This is a genomic window from Klenkia terrae (genome assembly GCF_900491935.1).
In the GTDB taxonomy this organism is placed as follows: domain Bacteria; phylum Actinomycetota; class Actinomycetes; order Mycobacteriales; family Geodermatophilaceae; genus Klenkia; species Klenkia terrae.
In genome coordinates, this window is the sequence record NZ_UEXK01000004.1 from 3,041,276 (window position 1) to 3,060,100 (window position 18,825).

Annotated in this window: 18 protein-coding genes; 8 read left to right on the plus strand and 10 right to left on the minus strand. The window is 74.2% G+C overall.

What is annotated here, in order from left to right:
- Positions 1-28 precede the first annotated feature (28 nt).
- On the plus strand, positions 29-520 hold the full coding sequence (locus tag LFA75_RS15305) for a cupin domain-containing protein (RefSeq protein ID WP_225234478.1): 492 nt from the start codon (positions 29-31) through the stop codon (positions 518-520).
- Here the strand turns inward: LFA75_RS15305 and LFA75_RS15310 are convergent, their stop codons facing one another.
- Positions 521-2,287 (minus strand): DEAD/DEAH box helicase, encoded by a 1,767-nt coding sequence (locus LFA75_RS15310; protein ID WP_225234479.1) that lies wholly within the window; start codon positions 2,285-2,287, stop codon positions 521-523.
- A 213-nt stretch (positions 2,288-2,500) separates the two neighbouring features.
- Between LFA75_RS15310 and LFA75_RS15315 the strand changes: the two genes are divergently transcribed.
- Positions 2,501-2,893: a hypothetical protein gene (locus LFA75_RS15315; RefSeq protein ID WP_225234480.1), complete on the plus strand. Its 393-nt coding sequence runs from the start codon at positions 2,501-2,503 to the stop codon at positions 2,891-2,893.
- Positions 2,894-2,950: 57 nt separating this feature from the next.
- On the opposite strand, the gene LFA75_RS15320 is transcribed toward LFA75_RS15315, so the two are convergent.
- From LFA75_RS15320 to LFA75_RS15330, 3 genes are all read right to left on the minus strand, one after another.
- Positions 2,951-4,636 (minus strand): DNA repair helicase XPB, encoded by a 1,686-nt coding sequence (locus LFA75_RS15320; protein ID WP_225234481.1) that lies wholly within the window; start codon positions 4,634-4,636, stop codon positions 2,951-2,953.
- Between the two features lie 149 nt (positions 4,637-4,785).
- Positions 4,786-6,066 carry an SAM-dependent methyltransferase gene (locus LFA75_RS15325; RefSeq protein ID WP_225234482.1) on the minus strand — a complete coding sequence of 427 codons (1,281 nt, stop codon included), beginning with the start codon at positions 6,064-6,066 and terminating at the stop codon, positions 4,786-4,788.
- A gap of 103 nt (positions 6,067-6,169) precedes the next feature.
- Positions 6,170-8,401 carry a helicase C-terminal domain-containing protein gene (locus tag LFA75_RS15330; RefSeq protein WP_225234483.1) on the minus strand — a complete coding sequence of 744 codons (2,232 nt, stop codon included), beginning with the start codon at positions 8,399-8,401 and terminating at the stop codon, positions 6,170-6,172.
- Between the two features lie 42 nt (positions 8,402-8,443).
- Here LFA75_RS15330 and LFA75_RS15335 point away from each other — a divergent pair, with 42 nt between their 5' ends.
- A complete protein-coding gene (locus LFA75_RS15335) occupies positions 8,444-8,944 on the plus strand; it encodes a hypothetical protein (protein ID WP_225234484.1) in 501 nt (166 codons plus the stop codon).
- 9 nt (positions 8,945-8,953) lie between these two features.
- On the opposite strand, the gene LFA75_RS15340 is transcribed toward LFA75_RS15335, so the two are convergent.
- Both LFA75_RS15340 and LFA75_RS15345 read right to left on the minus strand, forming a co-directional pair.
- Positions 8,954-9,595 (minus strand): maleylpyruvate isomerase family mycothiol-dependent enzyme, encoded by a 642-nt coding sequence (locus LFA75_RS15340; RefSeq protein WP_225234485.1) that lies wholly within the window; start codon positions 9,593-9,595, stop codon positions 8,954-8,956.
- A 42-nt stretch (positions 9,596-9,637) separates the two neighbouring features.
- Positions 9,638-10,870 carry an MFS transporter gene (locus LFA75_RS15345; RefSeq protein ID WP_225234486.1) on the minus strand — a complete coding sequence of 411 codons (1,233 nt, stop codon included), beginning with the start codon at positions 10,868-10,870 and terminating at the stop codon, positions 9,638-9,640.
- Between the two features lie 212 nt (positions 10,871-11,082).
- On the opposite strand from LFA75_RS15345, the gene LFA75_RS15350 reads away from it, so the two are divergent.
- Both LFA75_RS15350 and LFA75_RS15355 read left to right on the plus strand, forming a co-directional pair.
- Positions 11,083-11,310 (plus strand): hypothetical protein, encoded by a 228-nt coding sequence (locus tag LFA75_RS15350; protein ID WP_225234487.1) that lies wholly within the window; start codon positions 11,083-11,085, stop codon positions 11,308-11,310.
- Positions 11,307-12,953 carry an AMP-binding protein gene (locus LFA75_RS15355; protein ID WP_225234488.1) on the plus strand — a complete coding sequence of 549 codons (1,647 nt, stop codon included), beginning with the start codon at positions 11,307-11,309 and terminating at the stop codon, positions 12,951-12,953. The genes LFA75_RS15350 and LFA75_RS15355 overlap by 4 nt, the downstream gene beginning before the upstream one ends.
- 6 nt (positions 12,954-12,959) lie before the next feature.
- On the opposite strand, the gene LFA75_RS15360 is transcribed toward LFA75_RS15355, so the two are convergent.
- Positions 12,960-13,277: a hypothetical protein gene (locus LFA75_RS15360; RefSeq protein WP_225234489.1), complete on the minus strand. Its 318-nt coding sequence runs from the start codon at positions 13,275-13,277 to the stop codon at positions 12,960-12,962.
- Positions 13,278-13,431: 154 nt separating this feature from the next.
- Here LFA75_RS15360 and LFA75_RS24305 point away from each other — a divergent pair, with 154 nt between their 5' ends.
- Positions 13,432-13,815, plus strand: coding sequence for a cold-shock protein (locus LFA75_RS24305; RefSeq protein WP_455428460.1), 384 nt, complete (start codon positions 13,432-13,434; stop codon positions 13,813-13,815).
- Between the two features lie 14 nt (positions 13,816-13,829).
- On the opposite strand, the gene LFA75_RS15370 is transcribed toward LFA75_RS24305, so the two are convergent.
- Complete coding sequence (locus LFA75_RS15370; RefSeq protein ID WP_225234490.1) at positions 13,830-14,324, minus strand: DUF2771 family protein; 495 nt, start codon at positions 14,322-14,324, stop codon at positions 13,830-13,832.
- Positions 14,321-15,925 carry an MFS transporter gene (locus tag LFA75_RS15375; RefSeq protein ID WP_225234491.1) on the minus strand — a complete coding sequence of 535 codons (1,605 nt, stop codon included), beginning with the start codon at positions 15,923-15,925 and terminating at the stop codon, positions 14,321-14,323. Before LFA75_RS15375 ends, LFA75_RS15370 begins: the two co-directional genes overlap by 4 nt.
- Before the next feature lie 144 nt (positions 15,926-16,069).
- Here LFA75_RS15375 and LFA75_RS15380 point away from each other — a divergent pair, with 144 nt between their 5' ends.
- On the plus strand, positions 16,070-16,849 hold the full coding sequence (locus tag LFA75_RS15380) for a DUF3027 domain-containing protein (protein ID WP_225234492.1): 780 nt from the start codon (positions 16,070-16,072) through the stop codon (positions 16,847-16,849).
- A gap of 167 nt (positions 16,850-17,016) precedes the next feature.
- On the opposite strand, the gene LFA75_RS15385 is transcribed toward LFA75_RS15380, so the two are convergent.
- Positions 17,017-17,259 (minus strand): DUF2530 domain-containing protein, encoded by a 243-nt coding sequence (locus LFA75_RS15385; protein WP_318250005.1) that lies wholly within the window; start codon positions 17,257-17,259, stop codon positions 17,017-17,019.
- A gap of 26 nt (positions 17,260-17,285) precedes the next feature.
- Here LFA75_RS15385 and LFA75_RS15390 point away from each other — a divergent pair, with 26 nt between their 5' ends.
- Positions 17,286-18,782, plus strand: coding sequence for an NCS2 family permease (locus tag LFA75_RS15390; protein WP_225234494.1), 1,497 nt, complete (start codon positions 17,286-17,288; stop codon positions 18,780-18,782).
- Positions 18,783-18,825 lie beyond the last annotated feature (43 nt).

The window sequence follows — 18,825 nt, forward strand, 5'->3', positions numbered from 1 at the left end:
CCCCGCCGGGAGGGGCCAGGGTGGAGGGGTGCCCGACGACCTGGTCCGCAGTCCCAGCGGGGTGCTCGTGCCCGCCTCGATCGACCCGTTCCACCGGGTGCTGCACCACGTGGCGCCGTCCGGGCTGGTGGGCGGCACCGCGCAGACCAGCGGGATGCGCCGGCGGGAGGCGATCAGCGGGACGACGGTCGGGGCCCGCAACCTGTGGATGGGGCAGACCCACGTGCCCGGCGCGACGAACTCGGGCAACCACCACCACGGGGCGTCGGAGACCGCGATCTACGTCGTCTCGGGCACGCCGCGGTTCGTGTTCCTCGACCTCGAGGGCGACGAGCCGGTGGAGCGGGTGGTGCAGACCGCGCCGGGGGACTACGTGTTCGTGCCGCCGTGGGTGCCGCACCGCGAGGAGAACCCGGACCCCGACGTGGAGGCGGTGGTCGTCATCGCCCGCACCACCCAGGAGGCGGTCGTGGTCAACCTCGCCGGCCTGGACTGGTCCGAGGTCGACGTCCGGGGCTGATCAGAGCATCGTGCGCAGGCGCTCCCGGCGCATGCGCAGCACGTCCACCGACGCCGACGCCGACGGCGGGCCGGGCACGGACTGACGCAGCTGGGTGTGCACCACCGCGTGCGGGGTGGAGGTCTTCGCCGAGACCCGGGAGACCAGCCGGTTGATCTCCCGGCGCAGGTCGGCGGCATCCCGCCAGCCGTTGGTCTCCTCCTCGGGGTGCTCGTCGACCAGCATGAACTCGTCGGTGTCGGCCCGGTGGCTGGCCGCGATCCGCAGCCGCAGCTCGTCGTCCCGCTTGCTCAGCAGCTCGGCGGTCTGCTCGGGGGTGAGCAGGCCGGGGATGCCGACGAACTCGGCCTCGTCGTCCCCGAGCGGGGTGGCCGGCCGGTTGCCGGCGCCGGTGTGCGCCGTCCCGCCGTGCAGCACGTGGGCGAAGCGGGCGTCGGCCTCCAGGGCCTCCCACTTCTGCAGCTCGCCCTCGCGGGGCTCGCGCTCGGGCAGGTCGAGCTGCTCGAGGTCCTCCTCGGTCTTCCGCGGCGGCGGCATGACGTGGTTGCGCTGCTCCTCCATCGTCGCGGCCAGCGCCAGCAGCGGCCGGACGGCGGGGAGGAACACCGTCGCGGACTCCTTCGGGTCCCGTGCGCGGACGACGCGGCCGACGGCCTGGGCGAAGAACAGCGGCGTCCGGTAGGAGGTCATCCAGGCCAGGACGGCGGCCCGGGGGATGTCGACGCCCTCGGAGACCATCCGCACGCAGACCGCGATCCGGGCCGAGCCGGTGGCGAACCGCTCGATCTTCTTCGAGGCCTTCGGGTCGTCGGAGAGGATCAGCTCGGGGGCCTTGCCGGTGATCCGGCGGACGATCTTGGCGTAGGCGCGGGCGTCGTCCTGGTCGGAGGCGAGCACCAGCCCGGCGGCGTCGGGCATGCCGTGCTCGCGCAGGTGGGTGATCCGCTCGTCCATCGCGGCGATGACGTGCGGCACCCACTGGCCCTTGGGGTCCAGCACGGTGCGCCAGGCGGCCATCTCGACGCTCTTGGTGCCGGCCTCGGTGAGCGAGGCGGCGATGACCTCGCCGGCGGAGTTCCGCCAGCGCGCGGTGCCGGTGTAGGCGGCGAAGACCACGGGCCGGACGACGCTGTCGGCCAGCGCCTCCTTGTAGCCGTAGGTGTAGTCGGCGCGGGAGGCCAGGCCGACGCCGCGCTCGCCGTCGTCGGCCTCGAAGGTGTCCTCCTCGTAGCGCACGAAGGGGATCCGCTCGTCGACCTTGGTGCGGAACGGCGTCCCGGTCAGGCACACCCGGCGACGGGCGCTGCCGAAGGCCTCGGCGACGGCCTCGCCCCAGGACAGGCCGTCGCCGGCGTGGTGGATCTCGTCCAGGATGACCAGCGTCTTGACCGTGGTGGAGCGGGCGGCGTGCAGCATCGGCTTGCCGGCGACCTGGGCGTAGGTGGTCACGTAGCCCTGGGTGCCCGCCCGGACCGGGCCGACGGCGTTGGTCAGGCCGGGGTCCAGCACGATGCCGGCGCGGTCGGCGGCGTCGGCCCACTGCAGGCGCAGGTGGTCGGTCGGGGCGACGACGACGATGCGGGCGATCTCGCGGCGCTGCAGCAGCCGGGCGGCCAGCGTCAGGGCGAAGGTCGTCTTGCCGGCGCCGGGGGTCGCGGTGACCAGGAAGTCCTTGGGGGACTCCTCCTCGTAGCGCTCCAGCGCCTGCTGCTGCCAGGCCCGGAGGGGGCGTGCGCCGGCGGCGTAGACGGGTGCAGGAGAGGCCATGGCGTCGACCATCTTGACCCGGGATCGACCGACACGCCCAGCCCGGGTTGCCCTGGGCATGCCGTCGCCCGTCGTGTAGTGGAGCCGGTCGCACCTCGCTGACCTGCGGATTCACCCGGCACCGCGGATGATCTGTGGTCAGGGTCTCGCCGGGGCTGGACCGTTCCGTCCCGTCGGCCCCGCAGACCACGCGGGGCCGCTACGGTCCCGCGCATGACGCGGATCGTGCTGGACGCACCGACGCTGCTGCACGTCGTCTCCGGCGGTGCGGAGATCGGGCCCGCTCACCAGCTGGTGGCCCCGCAGTCGCTGCGGCCGCAGGCGCTGGCGCTGTTGTTCGCCGCGGTCGGTCGGGGCGAGCTGACCGAGGCGGCCGCCCGGGAGCAGCACGAGGCGATGACCCGGCTGAAGGTGCGGTCGCTGGGGGACCGGGTGAGCCGCTGGACCGCCTGGGGCATCGCCCGCGACCACGGGCTGGACCTCGCCGTCGCCGAGTACCTGGCGGTCACCCGCCTGCAGGCCGACGTGTTCGTCAGCGTCGACGAGGCGGCCCGGGCCCGCGCCGAGGGCATCGTGCCGGTGGGCGGGCCGGAGCTGCTGCGCTGAGTGCACGACTGCGGTGGTCCCGGAGCCCGGATGACCACCGCAGTCGTGCACTCGGCGTCAGTCGGCGGTGGGCTCGACCCAGTCGGGGCCGTTGACCTCGCCGCGGCCGGCCAGGTCGGCGGCGTCGACGATCGTGTACGCGTAGCCCTGCTCGGCGAGGAACCGCTGGCGGTGTGCGGCGTACTCGCTGTCCAGGGTGTCCCGGCTGACCACGGTGTAGAAGTGCGCCGTCCGGCCGTCGGCCTTGGGGCGCAGCACCCGGCCCAGCCGCTGGGCCTCCTCCTGCCGGGACCCGAACGTGCCCGACACCTGGACGGCGACCGCGGCCTCGGGCAGGTCGATCGAGAAGTTGGCGACCTTGGAGACCACCAGCGTCTTGATCTCGCCGGTGCGGAAGGCGGCGAACAGCCGCTCGCGCTCCTTGTTCGTCGTGGACCCCTGGATGACCGGGGCGTCCAGGGCGGTGCCGAGCTCCTCGAGCTGGTCGAGGTAGGCGCCGATGACGAGCTTCTGCTCCTCGGGGTGCCGCTCCAGGATCCGGCGGATCACCGGCATCTTGGACTGCGCGGTCGCCGCGATCTTGTAGCGCTCCTCGGGCTCGGCGACCGCGTAGGTCATCCGCTCCTCGTCGTCCAGGGCGACCCGGACCTCGATGCACTCGGCCGGGGCGATGTAGCCCTGCGCCTCGATGTCCCGCCACGGGGCGTCGTAGCGCTTGGGACCGATGAGGGAGAAGACGTCGTCCTCGCGACCGTCCTCGCGCACCAGCGTGGCCGTGAGGCCCAGCCGGCGGCGGGACTGCAGGTCGGCGGCGAGCCGGAAGATCGGCGCGGGGAGCAGGTGCACCTCGTCGTAGACGATCAGGCCCCAGTCCTGGGCGTCGAAGAGGTCCAGGTGCCGGTACTCGCCCTTCCGGCGGGTGGTGATCACCTGGTAGGTCGCGATGGTGACCGGGCGGATCTCCTTGCGCTCGCCGGAGTACTCGCCGATCTCCTCCTCGGTGAGCGTGGTGCGGGCGATGAGCTCGCGCTTCCACTGCCGGCCGGCGACGGTGTTGGTGACCAGGATCAGCGTGGTCGCCTTGGCCTCGGCCATCGCCGCGGCGCCGACCAGGGTCTTGCCGGCCCCGCAGGGCAGCACGACCACGCCGGACCCGCCGGCCCAGAACCCGTCGACGGCCTCCTGCTGGTAGTCCCGCAGGTGCCAGTCGGCCTGGTCGAGTTCGATCGGGTGCGCCTGGCCGTCGACGTAGCCGGCGAGGTCCTCGGCCGGCCAACCCACCTTGAGCAGCGCCTGCTTGAGCCGGCCGCGCTCGGAGGCGTGCACCTGGATGGTGTCGTCGTCGATCCGGGCGCCCAGCATCGGGGCGACCTTCTTGCTCCGGGCGACCTCGGTCAGCACGGCGCGGTCGGTGGTGGTCAGCACCAGCCCGTGCACCGGGTTGTTGGCCAGCGTGAGCCGGCCGAAGCGGTCCATCGTGTCGGCGACGTCGACCAGCAGCGCGTGCGGCACCGGGTAGCGGCTGAACCGCACCAGGGCGTCGACGACCTGCTCGGCGTCGTGGCCGGCGGCGCGTGCGTTCCACAGCGCCAGGGGGGTGACCCGGTAGGTGTGCACGTGCTCCGGCGAGCGCTCCAGCTCGGCGAAGGGTGCGATCGCGGCCCGGCACTCCTTGCTCTGCGGGTGGTCGACCTCCAGCAGCAGGGTCTTGTCGGACTGGACGATCAGGGGGCCGTCGCTCACAGGTGTCCTTCGGCTAGGAGCAGGTACTCCACGGTAACCACCGCTACCGACAGGTTGCTCCCGCCGCGGGCGGTGCCGCGGGTCACCGTGCAGTCATCGGGCCGCGTCACGACGCGACCCGATGACTGCGAGGCGACCCTCTGTGCGGCTCAGACCCAGTCGGTGCGGCGCAGCGGGGGCTGCTCGCCGCCGGGCTTGACGGCCAGCACCTGGTCCACGCCCATCGCGCCGGCCTCGAAGGCCAGCGCGCAGGCGGCCATGTACAGCCGCCAGACCCGGGCACGGCCCTCGGTGCTAGCAGCCACCGCGTCGTCCCAGTGCTCCTCGAGCAGGCGCACCCACGCCCGCAGGGTGAGCGCGTAGTGCCGGCGCAGCGCCTCGACGTCGACGACCTCGAGGCCGCCGGTCTCGATGGCGCCGACCATCTCGCCCAGGCCGAGCAGCTCGCCGTCGGGGAAGACGTAGCGGGCGATGAAGGTGTCCTCGCTCCAGCTGGCCTCCCCGGCGTTCCAGGCGATGGCGTGGTTGAGCAGCCGGCCGCCGGGGCGCAGCAGCCCGGCGAGCTGGTCGACGTAGGTGCCCAGCCGGGCCCGGCCGACGTGCTCGGCCATGCCGATCGAGCTGATCGCGTCGAAGGGGCCGTCGTCGATCTCCCGGTAGTCCTGCACCCGGATGTCGACCTTGTCGGTCAGCCCGGCCTCGGCCACCCGCTTGCGGGCCAGCGTGGCCTGCTCGTCGGAGATGGTGATGCCCACGACGGTCGCGCCGTACCGGCCGGCGGCGTGGATGGCCATCGAGCCCCAGCCGCAGCCCACGTCGAGCAGCCGGGAGCCCTCGGTGAGGCCCAGCTTGCGGCAGACCAGGTCGAGCTTGGCCTCCTGCGCTGCGTCCAGGCCCACCTCGGGGGTGTCCCAGACCGCGCAGCTGTAGACCATCGACGGACCGAGCACGAGCTCGTAGAAGTCGTTGCCCACGTCGTAGTGGTGGGCGATGGCGGCGGCGTCCCGGCGGCGGGAGTGCCGCAGGCCGTGCCGGCCCAGGTCGGCCTCCTCGGCCGGCGGCGCGGGGTCGGTGCCCAGCCCGCCCAGGCCCGCGACCGTGCGCAGCAGGGCCACCCGCTCGGCGGCGGTCACCGGGCGCATCTGGCCGGTCTCGGACAGCCGTCCCACCGAGCTCAGCGCGGCGAAGGTGTCGAAGATGTCGTCCTCGACGTCGATGTCGCCGGCGACGTACGCGCGCCCCAGCCCGAGCTGCCCCGGCGACCACAGCAGGCGGCGCAGCGCCCGCCTGTTCCGGACGGCGAGCACCGGTGCGCCCGCAGGACCGGCCACCGACCCGTCCCACCCGCGCAGCCGCACCGGCATCTGCGTGCTCCCCAGGACGGTGCCCAGCACCGTCGCCAACCGGTCCGCGACCGTTCCTCGACCCATCCGACACCATCCGTGCAACTCGTTGCCTGTACCAACGAACGGGACAAGTCGATCACCTAACCGTGCATTCCGCCCGGGTATGCGCGGGGATCCGGGGGAGGGGTCAGCCCCGGTCGACGAGGTCCACGGAGGTGATCCGGTGGACGGCGAACGTGCGCTCCTCGCCGCGGCCCTCGTCGAAGCCGGACAGGAACCCACCGCCCAGGGTGAGCGGCTGGACGGTGCGCCGGCTGCCGGAGCCCTGGGCGTCCACGTAGCCCAGCCAGACCGGCAGCTGCTCGCGCACCGCCCGGGACAGCAGCTCCAGCGTGCTCGCCGTCGTCACCCCCGGGATCTGGCGGGCGGGATCGGTCCGGCGGGCGGCCAGCGCGGCGTCCCCGGCCCGGATCTCCCGGACGGTCGCCTCGACCTCCTCGGCCCGCAGCGGCCGCGGTCCCGCGGCGGGTCGGCCGCCCGGCCGCGCGGTCGCCCGGGGCCGTCCCGGCGGACGGGTGAGGACGGCGCCGCCCGCGGACTCCCCGGCGGGGGCGTAGCCCGCCGTGCGCAGGACGGCGAGCACCTCGTCGGCCGGCAACCCGCTGACCAGCACACCCGGGGCCAGCCGGCGCAGCTCGGCGGGGGCCGACCGCTTGTCCGACAGCACCTGGGAGAGCAGGCCGTGGTCGTCGCTGCGCACGTAGCTCTCGATCGCCCCGACCCGCAGCCGGCCGTGCTGGCGGGCGACGTCGTCGACCAGGTAGTCCAGCGCCTGGGGCACCGGGGTGCGGGAGGCGCGGGCGAAGAAGTCGTGCAGCTCGGACGCCGACCAACCCGAGTCCAGCGCCCGCCGGATGCTGCCCTCGTCCACCCGGAACACCGTGGCCCCGCCCGAGGACTCCACGTCGGCGACGGTGGCCAGCGTGCGGGCCAGCTCGGGGACCAGCGGGCCCGGGGCGACCAGGGACAGGTCGGGCTGGGCCAGCACGTGGTCGACCGGTTCGGGCAGCAGCCCGCGCATGCCGTCGGCCGCGCCCTCCTCGCCGGCGGCCAGCAGCCCGCGCCCGCCCGACGACAGCCGGCCGGCCACGACCACCCCGAGGCGCTCGGCCTCCTCGACCAGGGCCGGCACCAGCGTGTACCGGTCGCCGCGGCGCGGGCTCTGCCAGCGCAGCAGGTCCAGCAGGTCGTCGGTGGCCAGGCCCTCCCCGGCCGGCAGCTCGCCCAGGGTGGCCAGCACCGCCCGGCGCACCGCCGGCACGGTGTGCCGGACGACGTCGGGGGACAGCACGTTCACCGCCTTGCCGGCCGGGTCGCGCTGGCCGACGAGCGCGATGACCCGCAGGGAGTCCAGCCAGCCGGCGGCCAGCAGCGCCCACCGCTCGGGCAGGGGCTGCTCGCGCCAGGTGTCGTAGCCGCGGCTGGGCAGCCACTCGTCGCGGTGCGGCCCGCCGAGGTCGAGCAGGCCGGCGGCGTGCGCGACCTCGATGTGGAAGGCGGCCTGGCGCTCGTCGACGCCGAGCGCCTTGGCCAGCCGCTTCTGGTCACGGATGGCCATGCCGCCGCTGCGCAGCAGGCCCGCCGGGTCCTCCTCGACGGCGGCGAGCAGCTCGCCGACCCGGCCGACGACCTCCAGCGCCGCCCCGGCCGCGCGCCGGTCGGTGACCTCGGGGTCGCGGTGGGTCGTGGTGGGCTCGGGGCGGGTGCGGGTCGGTCCGTAGGGCCGGTCGCCGCGCAGCGCCAGGCCGTACTGCCGGGGCAGCTCCACGGTGGCGGCGTCGACCCGGGTGAGCAGGCCACGGCGCAGCAGCCGCCGCGCGGGGGACTCGTCGGCGGCGTCGGCCCGGGTGGAGTGGTCGACGGGCAGCCGGCCCAGCGGGTTGTCCTGCGCCAGCGCCTCCAGCACCGTGCGCTCCTCGTCGTCCACCGTGGCGAGGTCGCCCTCGACGTCGGCCGGCGGCGGGGTGCGCGGGCGGCCCAGCCCGGCGGGGAACCGGACGGCGCGGCGCACCGGCTCGGGGGCGTGCACGACGTCGTCGCCCCAGAGCAGGGCGCGGGCGGTCAGCAGCTCCAGGGCCGCCTCCACCGGGGCGTCGGGCAGCGCGGCGGCCAGGTCGGCCCGGCTCATGCCGTCGGTCGGGGACAGCAGGACGGCGTCGAGCACCTGCAGGGTGCCGGCGTCGAGCTCGTCGAGCGCCCGGTCCACCGAGACCGGGACGGCCAGGCGGGTGGCCAGACCCACGACGTCCGAGGGAGCCGGGCGGGCGACGTCGGGGCGCAGCGCCAGCAGCGCACCCAGCTGCTCGTCGGAGCGGGTGCGCAGCCACGCGGCCAGCGTGGCGGGAGGGTCGGTGGCCATCTCATCCACGCTACGTCGCGGCGCGGGTGGCAGCATCGGCGCGTGCCCGGCGCCCTGGACGACCCGACCACCCGCACCGACCTCGCGGCCACCCGTGCGGGGGCGCTGCGCTGGCTGGGCGGCGGGGTGATCGCGCTCGTGCTCGCCGTCCTGCTGGGGGTGGCCACCGTGCAGACGGTGTCCTCGGGCGGCCAGCGGCTGCCCTTCGCCGGGCTCGCGGTGGTGGCGCTGGTGCTGCTCGGCCTGGCCGCGCTGGTGGCCGGCGCCGGGTCGCTGCTGCGGGTCAGCGCCTGGACCCGCGGCCTGGCCGGCACCCCGTGGCGGACCGGTCGGCTGCGGATCGCCGGGCCCGCCGTCCTGCGGGTGGAGCCCGACGACGGCGGCGAGGACGTCGACCTGCGGCTGCTGTCGACCGCGCCCTGGCGCACCCGGGCGGTGCAGCGCCTGGACGCCCACGAGGTCCGGTTCGCCGCGGTGGGGGAGGGCCGCTGGGTGCTCACCGCCGACGGCCTCGGCACCCTCTACGGCGCCCGGACGCCGTGACCGGCTGGGTCAGCCGCGGACCAGGCGGTCGCGGAGCACGGGCACTCCGTCCCCGGCCAGGTCGGCCAGGGCCACCGGACGGCCGCTGACCGCCAGCGCGAGCGCCTCGGCAGGGCCGGTGACGTCGGCCCCGGCGCCCCAGGACCAGCCGTCGTCGGCGACCAGGTGGAGACCGGCGAGGCGGCCACGGGCCACGAACCCGGCCCGCACCGCGCGCGGCGTCACCAGGAAGTCCAGCGCCCGCACCCAGTCGTCGTAGGGCGGCGTGCTGGGCATGTCGAGCGGCAGGGCGATGTCGCGCAGGTGGATGCAGGAGTCGGTGAAGGGGCCCAGCGGGCCGATCCCGGGCGGGGAGACGACGTCCCCGCTGTGCTCCCGCAGGATGCTGACGAGCTCGGCGGTCGGCCGGTCACCGAACGCGCGGGCCACGCGGAACGAGGTCCGCGATGCCCGGCCGCGGTCGCGCACCACCTCGAGGAGGAAGCGCGGGAACGACAGCTCGAGGGCCATTGCGAGGTGCCCCAGCACGTCCCGGCACCGCCACCCCGCGCACAGGCTGGGCGTGTCGAGCTCGGCGTCGGTCAGCCCGGCGCAGAGGTCCGCCAGGGAGGTCCGGTTGGCCGCGGTCCGGGACTGCACGTCGTCGGTCACCCGGCGACGATGGCGCGCCGGTCCGGTCCGCCGCAAGCGGCCTCAGGCCGGGGGCGCCTCGTCGGCGTGCGCCACGTGCCGCAGCTGACCCCAGATCAGCACCACGAACAGCGCCGAGCCGGCGAAGGCGAACCAGAACGGCCCGGTCACCCCGAACCGCTGGGCCACCAGCCCGCCGATGCCGGCGCCGATCACCAGCCCGCCGAAGGTGCCGACCAGGTTGACGCTGCCCACCCGGCCCTGCAGGTGCCGGGGGACGGCGCGCTGCCGGACGGTCACCGACGTGGTGCCCCAGACGAAGGCGTGCGCGCCGAACACCACGAACACCGGCATGGCCACCCACGGGCTGGTGGTCAGCGCGAGCGCCAGGTGGGTCAGGGTCTCCACGACCAGGCCGACCCGCAGCAGGTTGCCCAGGCTGACCCGCGCGGTGATCCAGCCGTAGGCGGCGATGCCGAGGATGCCGCCGACCGCCTGCGCGGTGGTGACCAGCCCGAAGCCGATCTCGCCCAGGCCCAGGCGCTGCGTGGCGTAGAGGACGAGCACCGACCAGGCGGCGCCGAAGGTCAGGTTGAAGCTGAAGATGGTGAGCACGAGCGTGCGGACGGCGGGGTGGTGCCGCACCCAGCGGAAGCCCTCCACGATCTCGGTGTGCACCGGGCCCCGCTCGGTCCGCTCGGCCGGGGGCAGCACGATGCGGGAGACCAGCACGGCGCCCAGCGCGACCAGGACGGCCACCGCGCCGAAGGCCCACGCCGCGCCGACGGTGAACAGCGCCGCGCCCAGCGGTGGTCCGGCGAGCTGGTTGACCGTGATGAAGCCGGTCATCATCCGGGCGTTGCCCACGGCCAGGTCGTCGCGGTGGACCAGCGTGGGCAGCAGGGTCTGCGAGCTGTTGTCGGCGAACACCTCCGCCGTCCCCAGCACGAACAGCGCGACCAGCACCCCGGCGATCGTCACCAGGTCGGTGGCCACCGCCAGGGTGAGCACGACCAGGACGGCGGCGCGGAGCAGGTCGACCAGCACCACCAGCAGGCGCCGGTCGACCCGGTCGGTCACCGCCCCGGCGAGCAGCCCGAACAGCAGCGGCGGGAGCCACTGCACCCCGGCGGCCAGCGAGACCAGGAACGGGTCGCGGGTGAGCGAGGCGACCAGCAGCGGCCCGGCGGCCAGCGCGATCCCGTCGCCCAGGTTCGACGTCCAGGAGGAGGCCAGCAGCCAGCGAAAGCCCAGACCCAGGCGGGACGGCGCGACGACCTCGCTGATCCGGCTCACGGGGAACCGACCCTAGGCGGCCATCCCGCGGCTGTCGCCGGGGTCCGCCCACGGCCGCGCCTCGGGACCTGACGAGCCCCGCCGGGACCCCGCTCGTTGCGTCCCCGCTGCACCAGGGGTGGCGTGGGGTGTCGCCGGTGGGGTGGGATGCACGGGAAGATGTCCCTCGAGCAGCCCGCAGGCACGAGCGGGCCCGAGCACCGGAGGCGACCGTGGCCAAGAAGAACAGCAAGAACGCGCACCTCGTCGAGCCCACCTGGGGCCAGTCCGAGGACGGCGGCCCGCCGCTGACCGAGCTCGTCAGCGAGATGACCGGCTCGCTGTCGCCCTTCGGCGAGGACCACTCGTTCCCGCTCCCGCCCGAGCGGCTGCGCTACGCCCACCCGACCGACAAGCCCAACCGGGCCGGCGTCCAGCTGCGTCCGGGCGAGCGGGCATGACCGCGCCCGCGCTGCCCTCCTACACCAGCGGGACGTCGACGGTCCCCCTGCTGGGCGACACCATCGGCGCCAACCTGGACCGGACGGCAGCGCGGGTCGGTGACCACGAGGCCCTCGTCGAGTGCGCCACCGGTCGCCGGTGGACCTATCCGCAGCTGGTCGACGACGTCGACGCCTTCGCTCTGGGCCTGCACGCCCTGGGCATCGAGAAGGGCGAGCGGGTCGGCATCTGGGCGCCCAACTGCGCCGAGTGGGTCTTCGTGCAGTACGGCACCGCCAAGCTGGGCGTCGTCCTGGTCAACATCAACCCGGCCTACCGCACGCACGAGCTGTCCTACGTGCTCAAGCAGGCCGGCATCTCCGTGCTGGTCGCGGCACCGGCGTTCAAGACCAGCGACTACCGGGCGATGGTCGCCGAGGTCGGCGGCGACTGCCCGGACCTCCGCGAGGTGCTCTTCCTCGGCGACCCGGCCTGGGACCGCCTGATGGACACCGGGCGGGCCGCCGACCGCGCGCTGCTGGCCGAGCGCGAGACGCAGCTGTCCGCCGACGACCCGGTCAACATCCAGTACACGTCGGGGACGACGGGCTTCCCCAAGGGCGCCACGCTCACCCACCACAACCTGCTCAACAACGGGTTCTTCGTGGGCGAGGGCTGCAGCTACACCGAGGCCGACCGGGTGTGCATCCCGGTGCCGTACTACCACTGCTTCGGCATGGGCATGGGCAACCTGGGCTGCACCTCGCACGGGTCCACCATGGTCATCCCGGCGCCCGGGTTCGACCCCGCGCTGACCCTGCAGGCGGTGCAGGACGAGAAGTGCACGTCGCTGTACGGCGTCCCCACGATGTTCATCGCCGAGCTCGCGCTGCCCGACTTCGCCTCCTACGACCTGTCCAGCCTGCGCACCGGGATCATGGCCGGCTCGCCGTGCCCGGTCGAGGTGATGAAGCGGGTGGTCGACGAGATGGGCATGGCCGAGGTGACGATCTGCTACGGCATGACCGAGACCTCCCCGGTGTCCACCCAGACCGGCGCGGACGACGACCTGGACCGCCGCACCTCCACCGTCGGGCGCACCCACCCGCACCTGGAGAGCAAGGTCGTGGACCCCGAGACCGGCCTGACCGTGCCCCGCGCCACCACCGGCGAGCTGTGCACCCGCGGCTACTCGGTGATGCTCGGCTACTGGGACGAGCCGCAGAAGACCGCCGACGTGCTCGACCCCGCCCGCTGGATGCACACCGGCGACCTCGCGGTCATGGACGCCGAGGGCTACCTCAACATCGTCGGCCGGATCAAGGACATGGTGATCCGCGGCGGGGAGAACGTGTACCCCCGCGAGATCGAGGAGTTCCTCTACTCCCACCCCGACATCGCCGACGTGCAGGTCATCGGCGTCCCGGACCAGAAGTACGGCGAGGAGCTGATGGCCTGGGTGCAGCTGCGGCCCGGCGCGGAGGAGATGACCGCGGCGACGCTCAAGGAGTTCTGCACCGGCAAGCTGGCGCACTTCAAGGTGCCCCGCTACGTCAAGGTCGTCGAGAGCTTCCCGATGACCGTGACCGGCAAGGTGCGCAAGGTGGAGATGCGCCAGGTCTCCAGCGCCGAGCTGGGCCTCAGCGAGGTCACGACCGCCTGAGGCGCCTCAGGCCTTCGCGCGGGGGGCCAGGCGGGTGACCGCCTTGGACAGCAGGTTCCCGCCGACGACCCAGACGATCGCCGCGATGAGTGCGTTCACCGTCGCGGCGATCTTCGGGTCGTCGGGGGTGAACAGGTCCCGGGTGAAGCCGCCGAGGTCGTCGCGCACCCCGGCGGTGAACTGCACGATCGGGTTGTCCGGGTTGGCCTCGAAGAGCACGAACACCGCGTAGAGCACGATCAGCCCGCCGACCACCGAGGTGATCAACCGGATCGCCGCGGCGAGGGACGTGACGACGCGGGACGCAGCGGTGCGGGCAGCCATGGGGGCAGCATCCCATCCGCCCCGGAGCGGGGCTACCCGCCGGTAACGTCGTTGCGGGAACTCGGCGGACCGGAACCCGCCCGCGGACTAGCCTGGGCCGCGGCGACCCGGGTGGGTCGCCGTCCGTGCGTGATGCAGAACGAAGGATCCCCTCGTGCCCAGCGGCAAGGTCAAGTGGTTCAACCCGGAGAAGGGCTTCGGCTTCCTCTCCCAGGAGGACGGGCCCGACGTGTTCGTGCACCGGGACGCGTTGCCGGACGGGACGACGGAGCTCAAGCCGGGCCAGCGGGTGGAGTACGGCGTGGTCGCCGGCCGGCGCGGTGACCAGGCGCTGCAGGTCGTCGTCCTGGACCCGCTGCCCTCGGTCGTGGCCGGCACCCGGAAGAAGCCCGACGACCTGGTGCCGATCATCGAGGACCTGATCCGCCTGCTCGACGGCATCGGCAACGGGCTGCGGCACGGCCGGCACCCCGACAAGCAGGCGGCCGGCAAGGTCGCCTCCGTGCTGCGCGCCGTCGCCAGCGACCTGGAGGGCTGAGCGCTCGGTAGCGCTCAGCTGGTCGGGGCGGCGGCCTCGGCACGGATGAAGCCGACCGGCCAGGCGCCGGACAGCCCGCCGCACTCGGAGTCGTCGGAGTCCTCCACGACCACCAGGTAGAACGAGGGCGGGACGACGTCGGAGCTGTTGATGCCGGTGTAGACCGTCGTCCCGTCCTCGACGTCGATCTCCCCGATCGGCGTCTCGAGCTGGTCGTCGTAGACCTGCACGCTCCAGCCCTGGTCGGCGACGGCCTGGCTGACCGTGAGCGCGATCGTGCTGTCCGGTGAGACCTCGACGACCGGCGGCGTGCCCGCGTAGCGCTCGCCGGACCCGTCCAGGCAGTACTGGGTCGGCTGCACCGCGACGTCCTGGGTGCCCGACCGCACGCGCACCGTCGGCGCGCTGTCGGGCGAGCTCTCGGCGTCGCTGCTGCCGCCGGCGTTGCAGCCGGCCAGCAGCGCCAGGACGGCGATGCCCCCGGCGACGGTCGTCCGTGCGCTGCTCATGTCCACTCCTGGGCCGGCGTCGTCCCGCGTCCCCGGGCGGGGCGGCGGTGCCCCAGCCAAGCAAGCAGACCTGTGGCCACCACCAGCAGCCCCGCGGTCACCCCGAAGGCGAGCATCGGCCGGTCGGCGGGCAGCGCGATGCCCAGCGCGCCGCCGAGCACCCAGGCCAGCTGCAGCAGGGTCTCCGAGCGGGCGAACGCCGAGGCGTGCTGGGCGCCGGGCACGTCACGCTGGATGATCGCGTCCAGCGAGACCTTGCCCAGCCCGGCCGCCAGCGCCGAGACGCCGGCGGTGACCGCGAACAGCGCGATGGAGAAGAACCCGGTCGCCACCGCGGCGGTGGCGACGGCGGCGACGGTGGCCCACAGCACCAGCACGTCGGGGGTGGCCCTGTGCAGCCGGGAGCCGATGCCGGTCCCCAGGAAGCTGCCCAGCCCGGCCGCGCCGGCGATCGCGCCGAGGGCGGCGGTCCGCTCCCAGCCGCCGGGCACCTGCGCCTGGACCAGGAACGCCGCGTAGATGGTGAGGAAGCCGCCGAGCACCCGGAGCAGCGCGGCGCTGCGCAGCGCGTCGACCACGGCCTGGCGCACCGGACGCCGGCGCCGGCCGCCGACCGGGATCTCCATGGTCGTGGTCAGCAGGTCCGAGGACTCCTCGCCGGCGGGGACGTCCACGTGCCGGGGCAGGCGCACCGCGAGCACCGCCGCGCCGAGGAAGACCGCCGCGATCGTCCACAGCAGCGGCGGGAAGCCGGCCACCAGCGCGACGCCGGCGCCGACCCCGCCGAACACCCCCGAGGTGACCAGGCCGAAGACCGACGTCCGGGCGTTGGCGCTGGTCAGCGACATCGTCGCGGGCAGTACCCGCGGGATGACAGCGGCCCGCAGCACGTTGAGCGCCTTGGACAGCACCAGCACCCCGAGCGCCGCCGGGTATAGCCACAGCCCGTCGTAGTTGGCGGCCATCACCAGCGCCAGCACCGCGCGGCCGGCCAGGCTGGCGGCCATCGCCCACCGGCGGCCCCGCTGCAGGCGGTCCAGCAACGGGCCCAGCAGCGGCGCGACCACCGCGAACGGCGCCCTCGTGACCAGCAGGTACAGCGCGACGTTGCCGCGCTGGGCGTCGGAGGAGGCGGCGAAGAACAGCGTGCCGGCCAGCGAGACGGCGATCATCGCGTCGCCCGCGGCGTGCAGCGCGTTCACCCACAGCAGGTGGGACAGCCCGCTGTCCCCGGCGCCGTCGGCCCGGCTGGCCGCGTTCACCCGGCGGACGGCGGCCACCGTCAGCTCGCGGGACCGGCGCGCGGCCACCCGGGTCACGGTGATCTTCGGCGGCCGGGCGCCCAGCCCCGGCGGCGGCACGGGCGCGGTCGGTGCGGAGCCGGCCGGACGGGTGTCCTGCGGGGGCGGTGGTGCCGGGCGCCAGGTCTGCGGGCGCGCCGGGTCCGCCGAGGCGGTCACCACGGTGGGGGAGTCGTCCCCGGCCGGCGCGGACGCCTGCGGCATCGGACGGGTCTGCGAGCGCGGCACGTGCAGCGGACCGGTGCGCTCCCGGTCGGCCTCCGCGCGCCCCGACCGGCCCCAGCGCCGGGCACGGCTCACCGGTGCCGGCCCGCCCGCCCGCTCGACCGCTCGCTCACCCGACCATCGTGCCCCACCCGCGGGTGGCACCCGCGCGCCTGTCGCAGACCCACGGGTGCGGTGTGAGGCACCATGGGAGGCGTGTCCGCTCCCGATCCCGCTCCCGTGACCGCACCCGAGACGTCCTCGGTCGACGTCCTGACCGCGGCCGTCGAGACCGCGCGGACCGCCGCGGTCGAGGTCGCCGGGCTCGCCGCCGAGGTCGGGGAGCACCTGGGGACCTCCCGCGAGGCGGTCCCGGACCCCGCTGTCCTGGGCGAGGTGCTCACCCACACCTTCGCCGCCCAGCTGCCCGGCTACGTCGGCTGGCACTGGGCCGTCACCCTGGCCCACGTCCCCGGCGACGAGCACGTCACCGTCGACGAGGTCGTCCTCCTGCCCGGCGAGGACGCGCTGCTCGCGCCGTCCTGGGTGCCCTGGCACGAGCGGATCCGCCCCGGCGACCTGTCGGTCGGCGACGTCCTGCCCGTCACCGAGGACGACCCCCGCCTCGTGCCGTCCTACCTGGCCGACGACGACTCGGCGGCCGACCCCGCCGGCATGGTCGTGGCCCAGGAGATCGGCATCGGCCGCGAGCGCGTGCTGTCCGCCGAGGGACGACGGGAGGCCCTGGCGCGCTGGAGCACCGGCGAGTGGGGCCCCACCGCCGCCATCGCCCGGCACGCCCCCGGGTCCTGCGGCGACTGCGCCTTCCTCATGCCGCTGGCTGGGTCCCTGCGCCTCGAGCTCGGCGTCTGCGCCAACGCCTACGCGCCCTCCGACGGCCACGTCGTCACCACCGACCACGGCTGCGGCGCGCACAGCGAGGCCAGCGTGGTGCCGGTCGACACCACCGAGATCACCAACATCCCGCTCTACGACACGCAGGCGTACGACAGTCTTTGATGTCGTCCTCCGGACTCCCACCGCGGCCAGGGGGGCTGGGGGCGCTGCGTTGAGCTCCCCTCGCACCGCCTCGGGGAGGGGGCACTCGTGCCTCGGCCCCCTCGCCTCGGCGTTGCCCGGTCGCTGCGCTCCGGTCCGTATCCGGGACGGTTGGCTTTGCGCTTCTCCTAGCGCTGGTGCTGCCAGCGCATGAGGGCCAGGCCCAGGACGGCCAGGACGAGGCCGCACACGCAGGTCCAGGTCCAGACGCGGTCGACGCGGTCGCCGAGGAGGAGGACGACGACCAGACCGAGGGCCCAGAGGACCGCGCCGATGAGGACGACGCGCCTGGTCTCCACGCGGAGCGGGGGAGGCGACGGGCGGGTCGGGGCGGGCACCGGACGAATGTAATCGAGCAGAGACCTGCGCACGGCCCCGCGCGTGGCACCCTGTCGCCGTGCCGGACGACATCGAGACCACCGACGCGACCCCGACGGGCGCCACCAAGCGCCGCAGCCAGGGGCCGAAGGTGAAGCCCAAGAACGGGCTGGACCGCTACTTCTCCATCAGCGAGCGGCGCTCCACCGTGGGCCGCGAGGTGCGCGGCGGGTTCGTCACGTTCTTCACGATGGCCTACATCGTGGTGCTCAACCCGATCATCCTGTCCGGCGCGGACATCAGCGGGAACACCCTGGACTTCGGATCCGTCGCCGCGGTCACCGCGCTGGTCGCCGGCGTGCTGACCATCGCGATGGGCATCGTCGGCCGGTACCCCTTCGCCCTCGCCGCGGGGCTGGGCATCAACGCCGTCGTCGCGGCCTACGCGGCCACCCAGCTGAGCTGGCCCGAGGTCATGGGCCTGGTCGTGCTCGAGGGCCTGCTGATCACCGTCCTGGTGCTCACCGGGTTCCGGAAGGCCGTCTTCGAGGCCATCCCCGACCAGCTCAAGACGGCCATCGCGGTCGGCATCGGGTTCTTCATCGCGCTCATCGGGCTGGTCGACTCCGGCTTCGTCCGGCGTGCGCAGACCGGCACGGTGCCGATCACCTTCGGCATCGACGGCAGCCTGGCCAGCTGGCCGCAGCTGGTCTTCGTCGTCGGCCTGCTGCTCACCGCGGTGCTCGTCGTCCGCAAGACCCGCGGCGCCCTGCTGATCGGGCTGGTCGCCACCACCGTCCTGGCCGTCGTCATCGAGGCGATCGCCAAGGTCGGGCCGACCTTCCTCGACGACGGCAGCGTCAACCCCAAGGGCTGGGCCCTGCAGGTGCCCACGCTGCCCGACCAGGTCGTCGGCCTGCCCGACTTCTCCCAGATCGGCCAGTTCTCGCTGTTCGGCGGGTTCTCCCGGATCGGCGTCGTCGCCGCGCTGCTCATCGTCTTCGCGCTGATGCTGGCCGACTTCTTCGACACCGTCGGCTCGGTGACCGCCGTCGGCGCCGAGGCCGGGCTGCTCGACGAGCACAACAACCTGCCCCGCTCGCAGCCGGTCCTGCTGGTCGACTCGGTCGCCGCGGCCGCCGGTGGGCTGGCCAGCGTCTCGTCCAACACGACCTACGTGGAGTCCACCGCCGGCGTCGCCGACGGTGCGCGCACCGGCCTGGCCAGCGTGGTGACCGGCGCGCTGTTCCTGGTGGCGACGTTGTTCTCGCCGCTGGTGGACGTCGTCCCCTCCGAGGCGGCCTCGCCGATCCTGGTGATCGTCGGCGCGCTGCTCATCGCCCAGGTGAAGAACCTGCACTGGGACGACCTGACCCTGGCGATCCCGGCGTTCCTGACCATCGCGCTGATGCCGTTCACCTACTCGATCACCAACGGCATCGGTGCCGGCACGGTCAGCTACGTGGTGCTGATGGCGGCCACCGGCAAGGCGCGGCGGGTGCACCCGCTGATGTGGGTCGTCGGCGTGCTCTTCGTGGTCTACTTCGCGATCGAGCCGGTGCAGCAGCTGTTCTGAGCCGCCGGCCCGCGGGAGTATGCTTACCGGTGCTAATCAACGG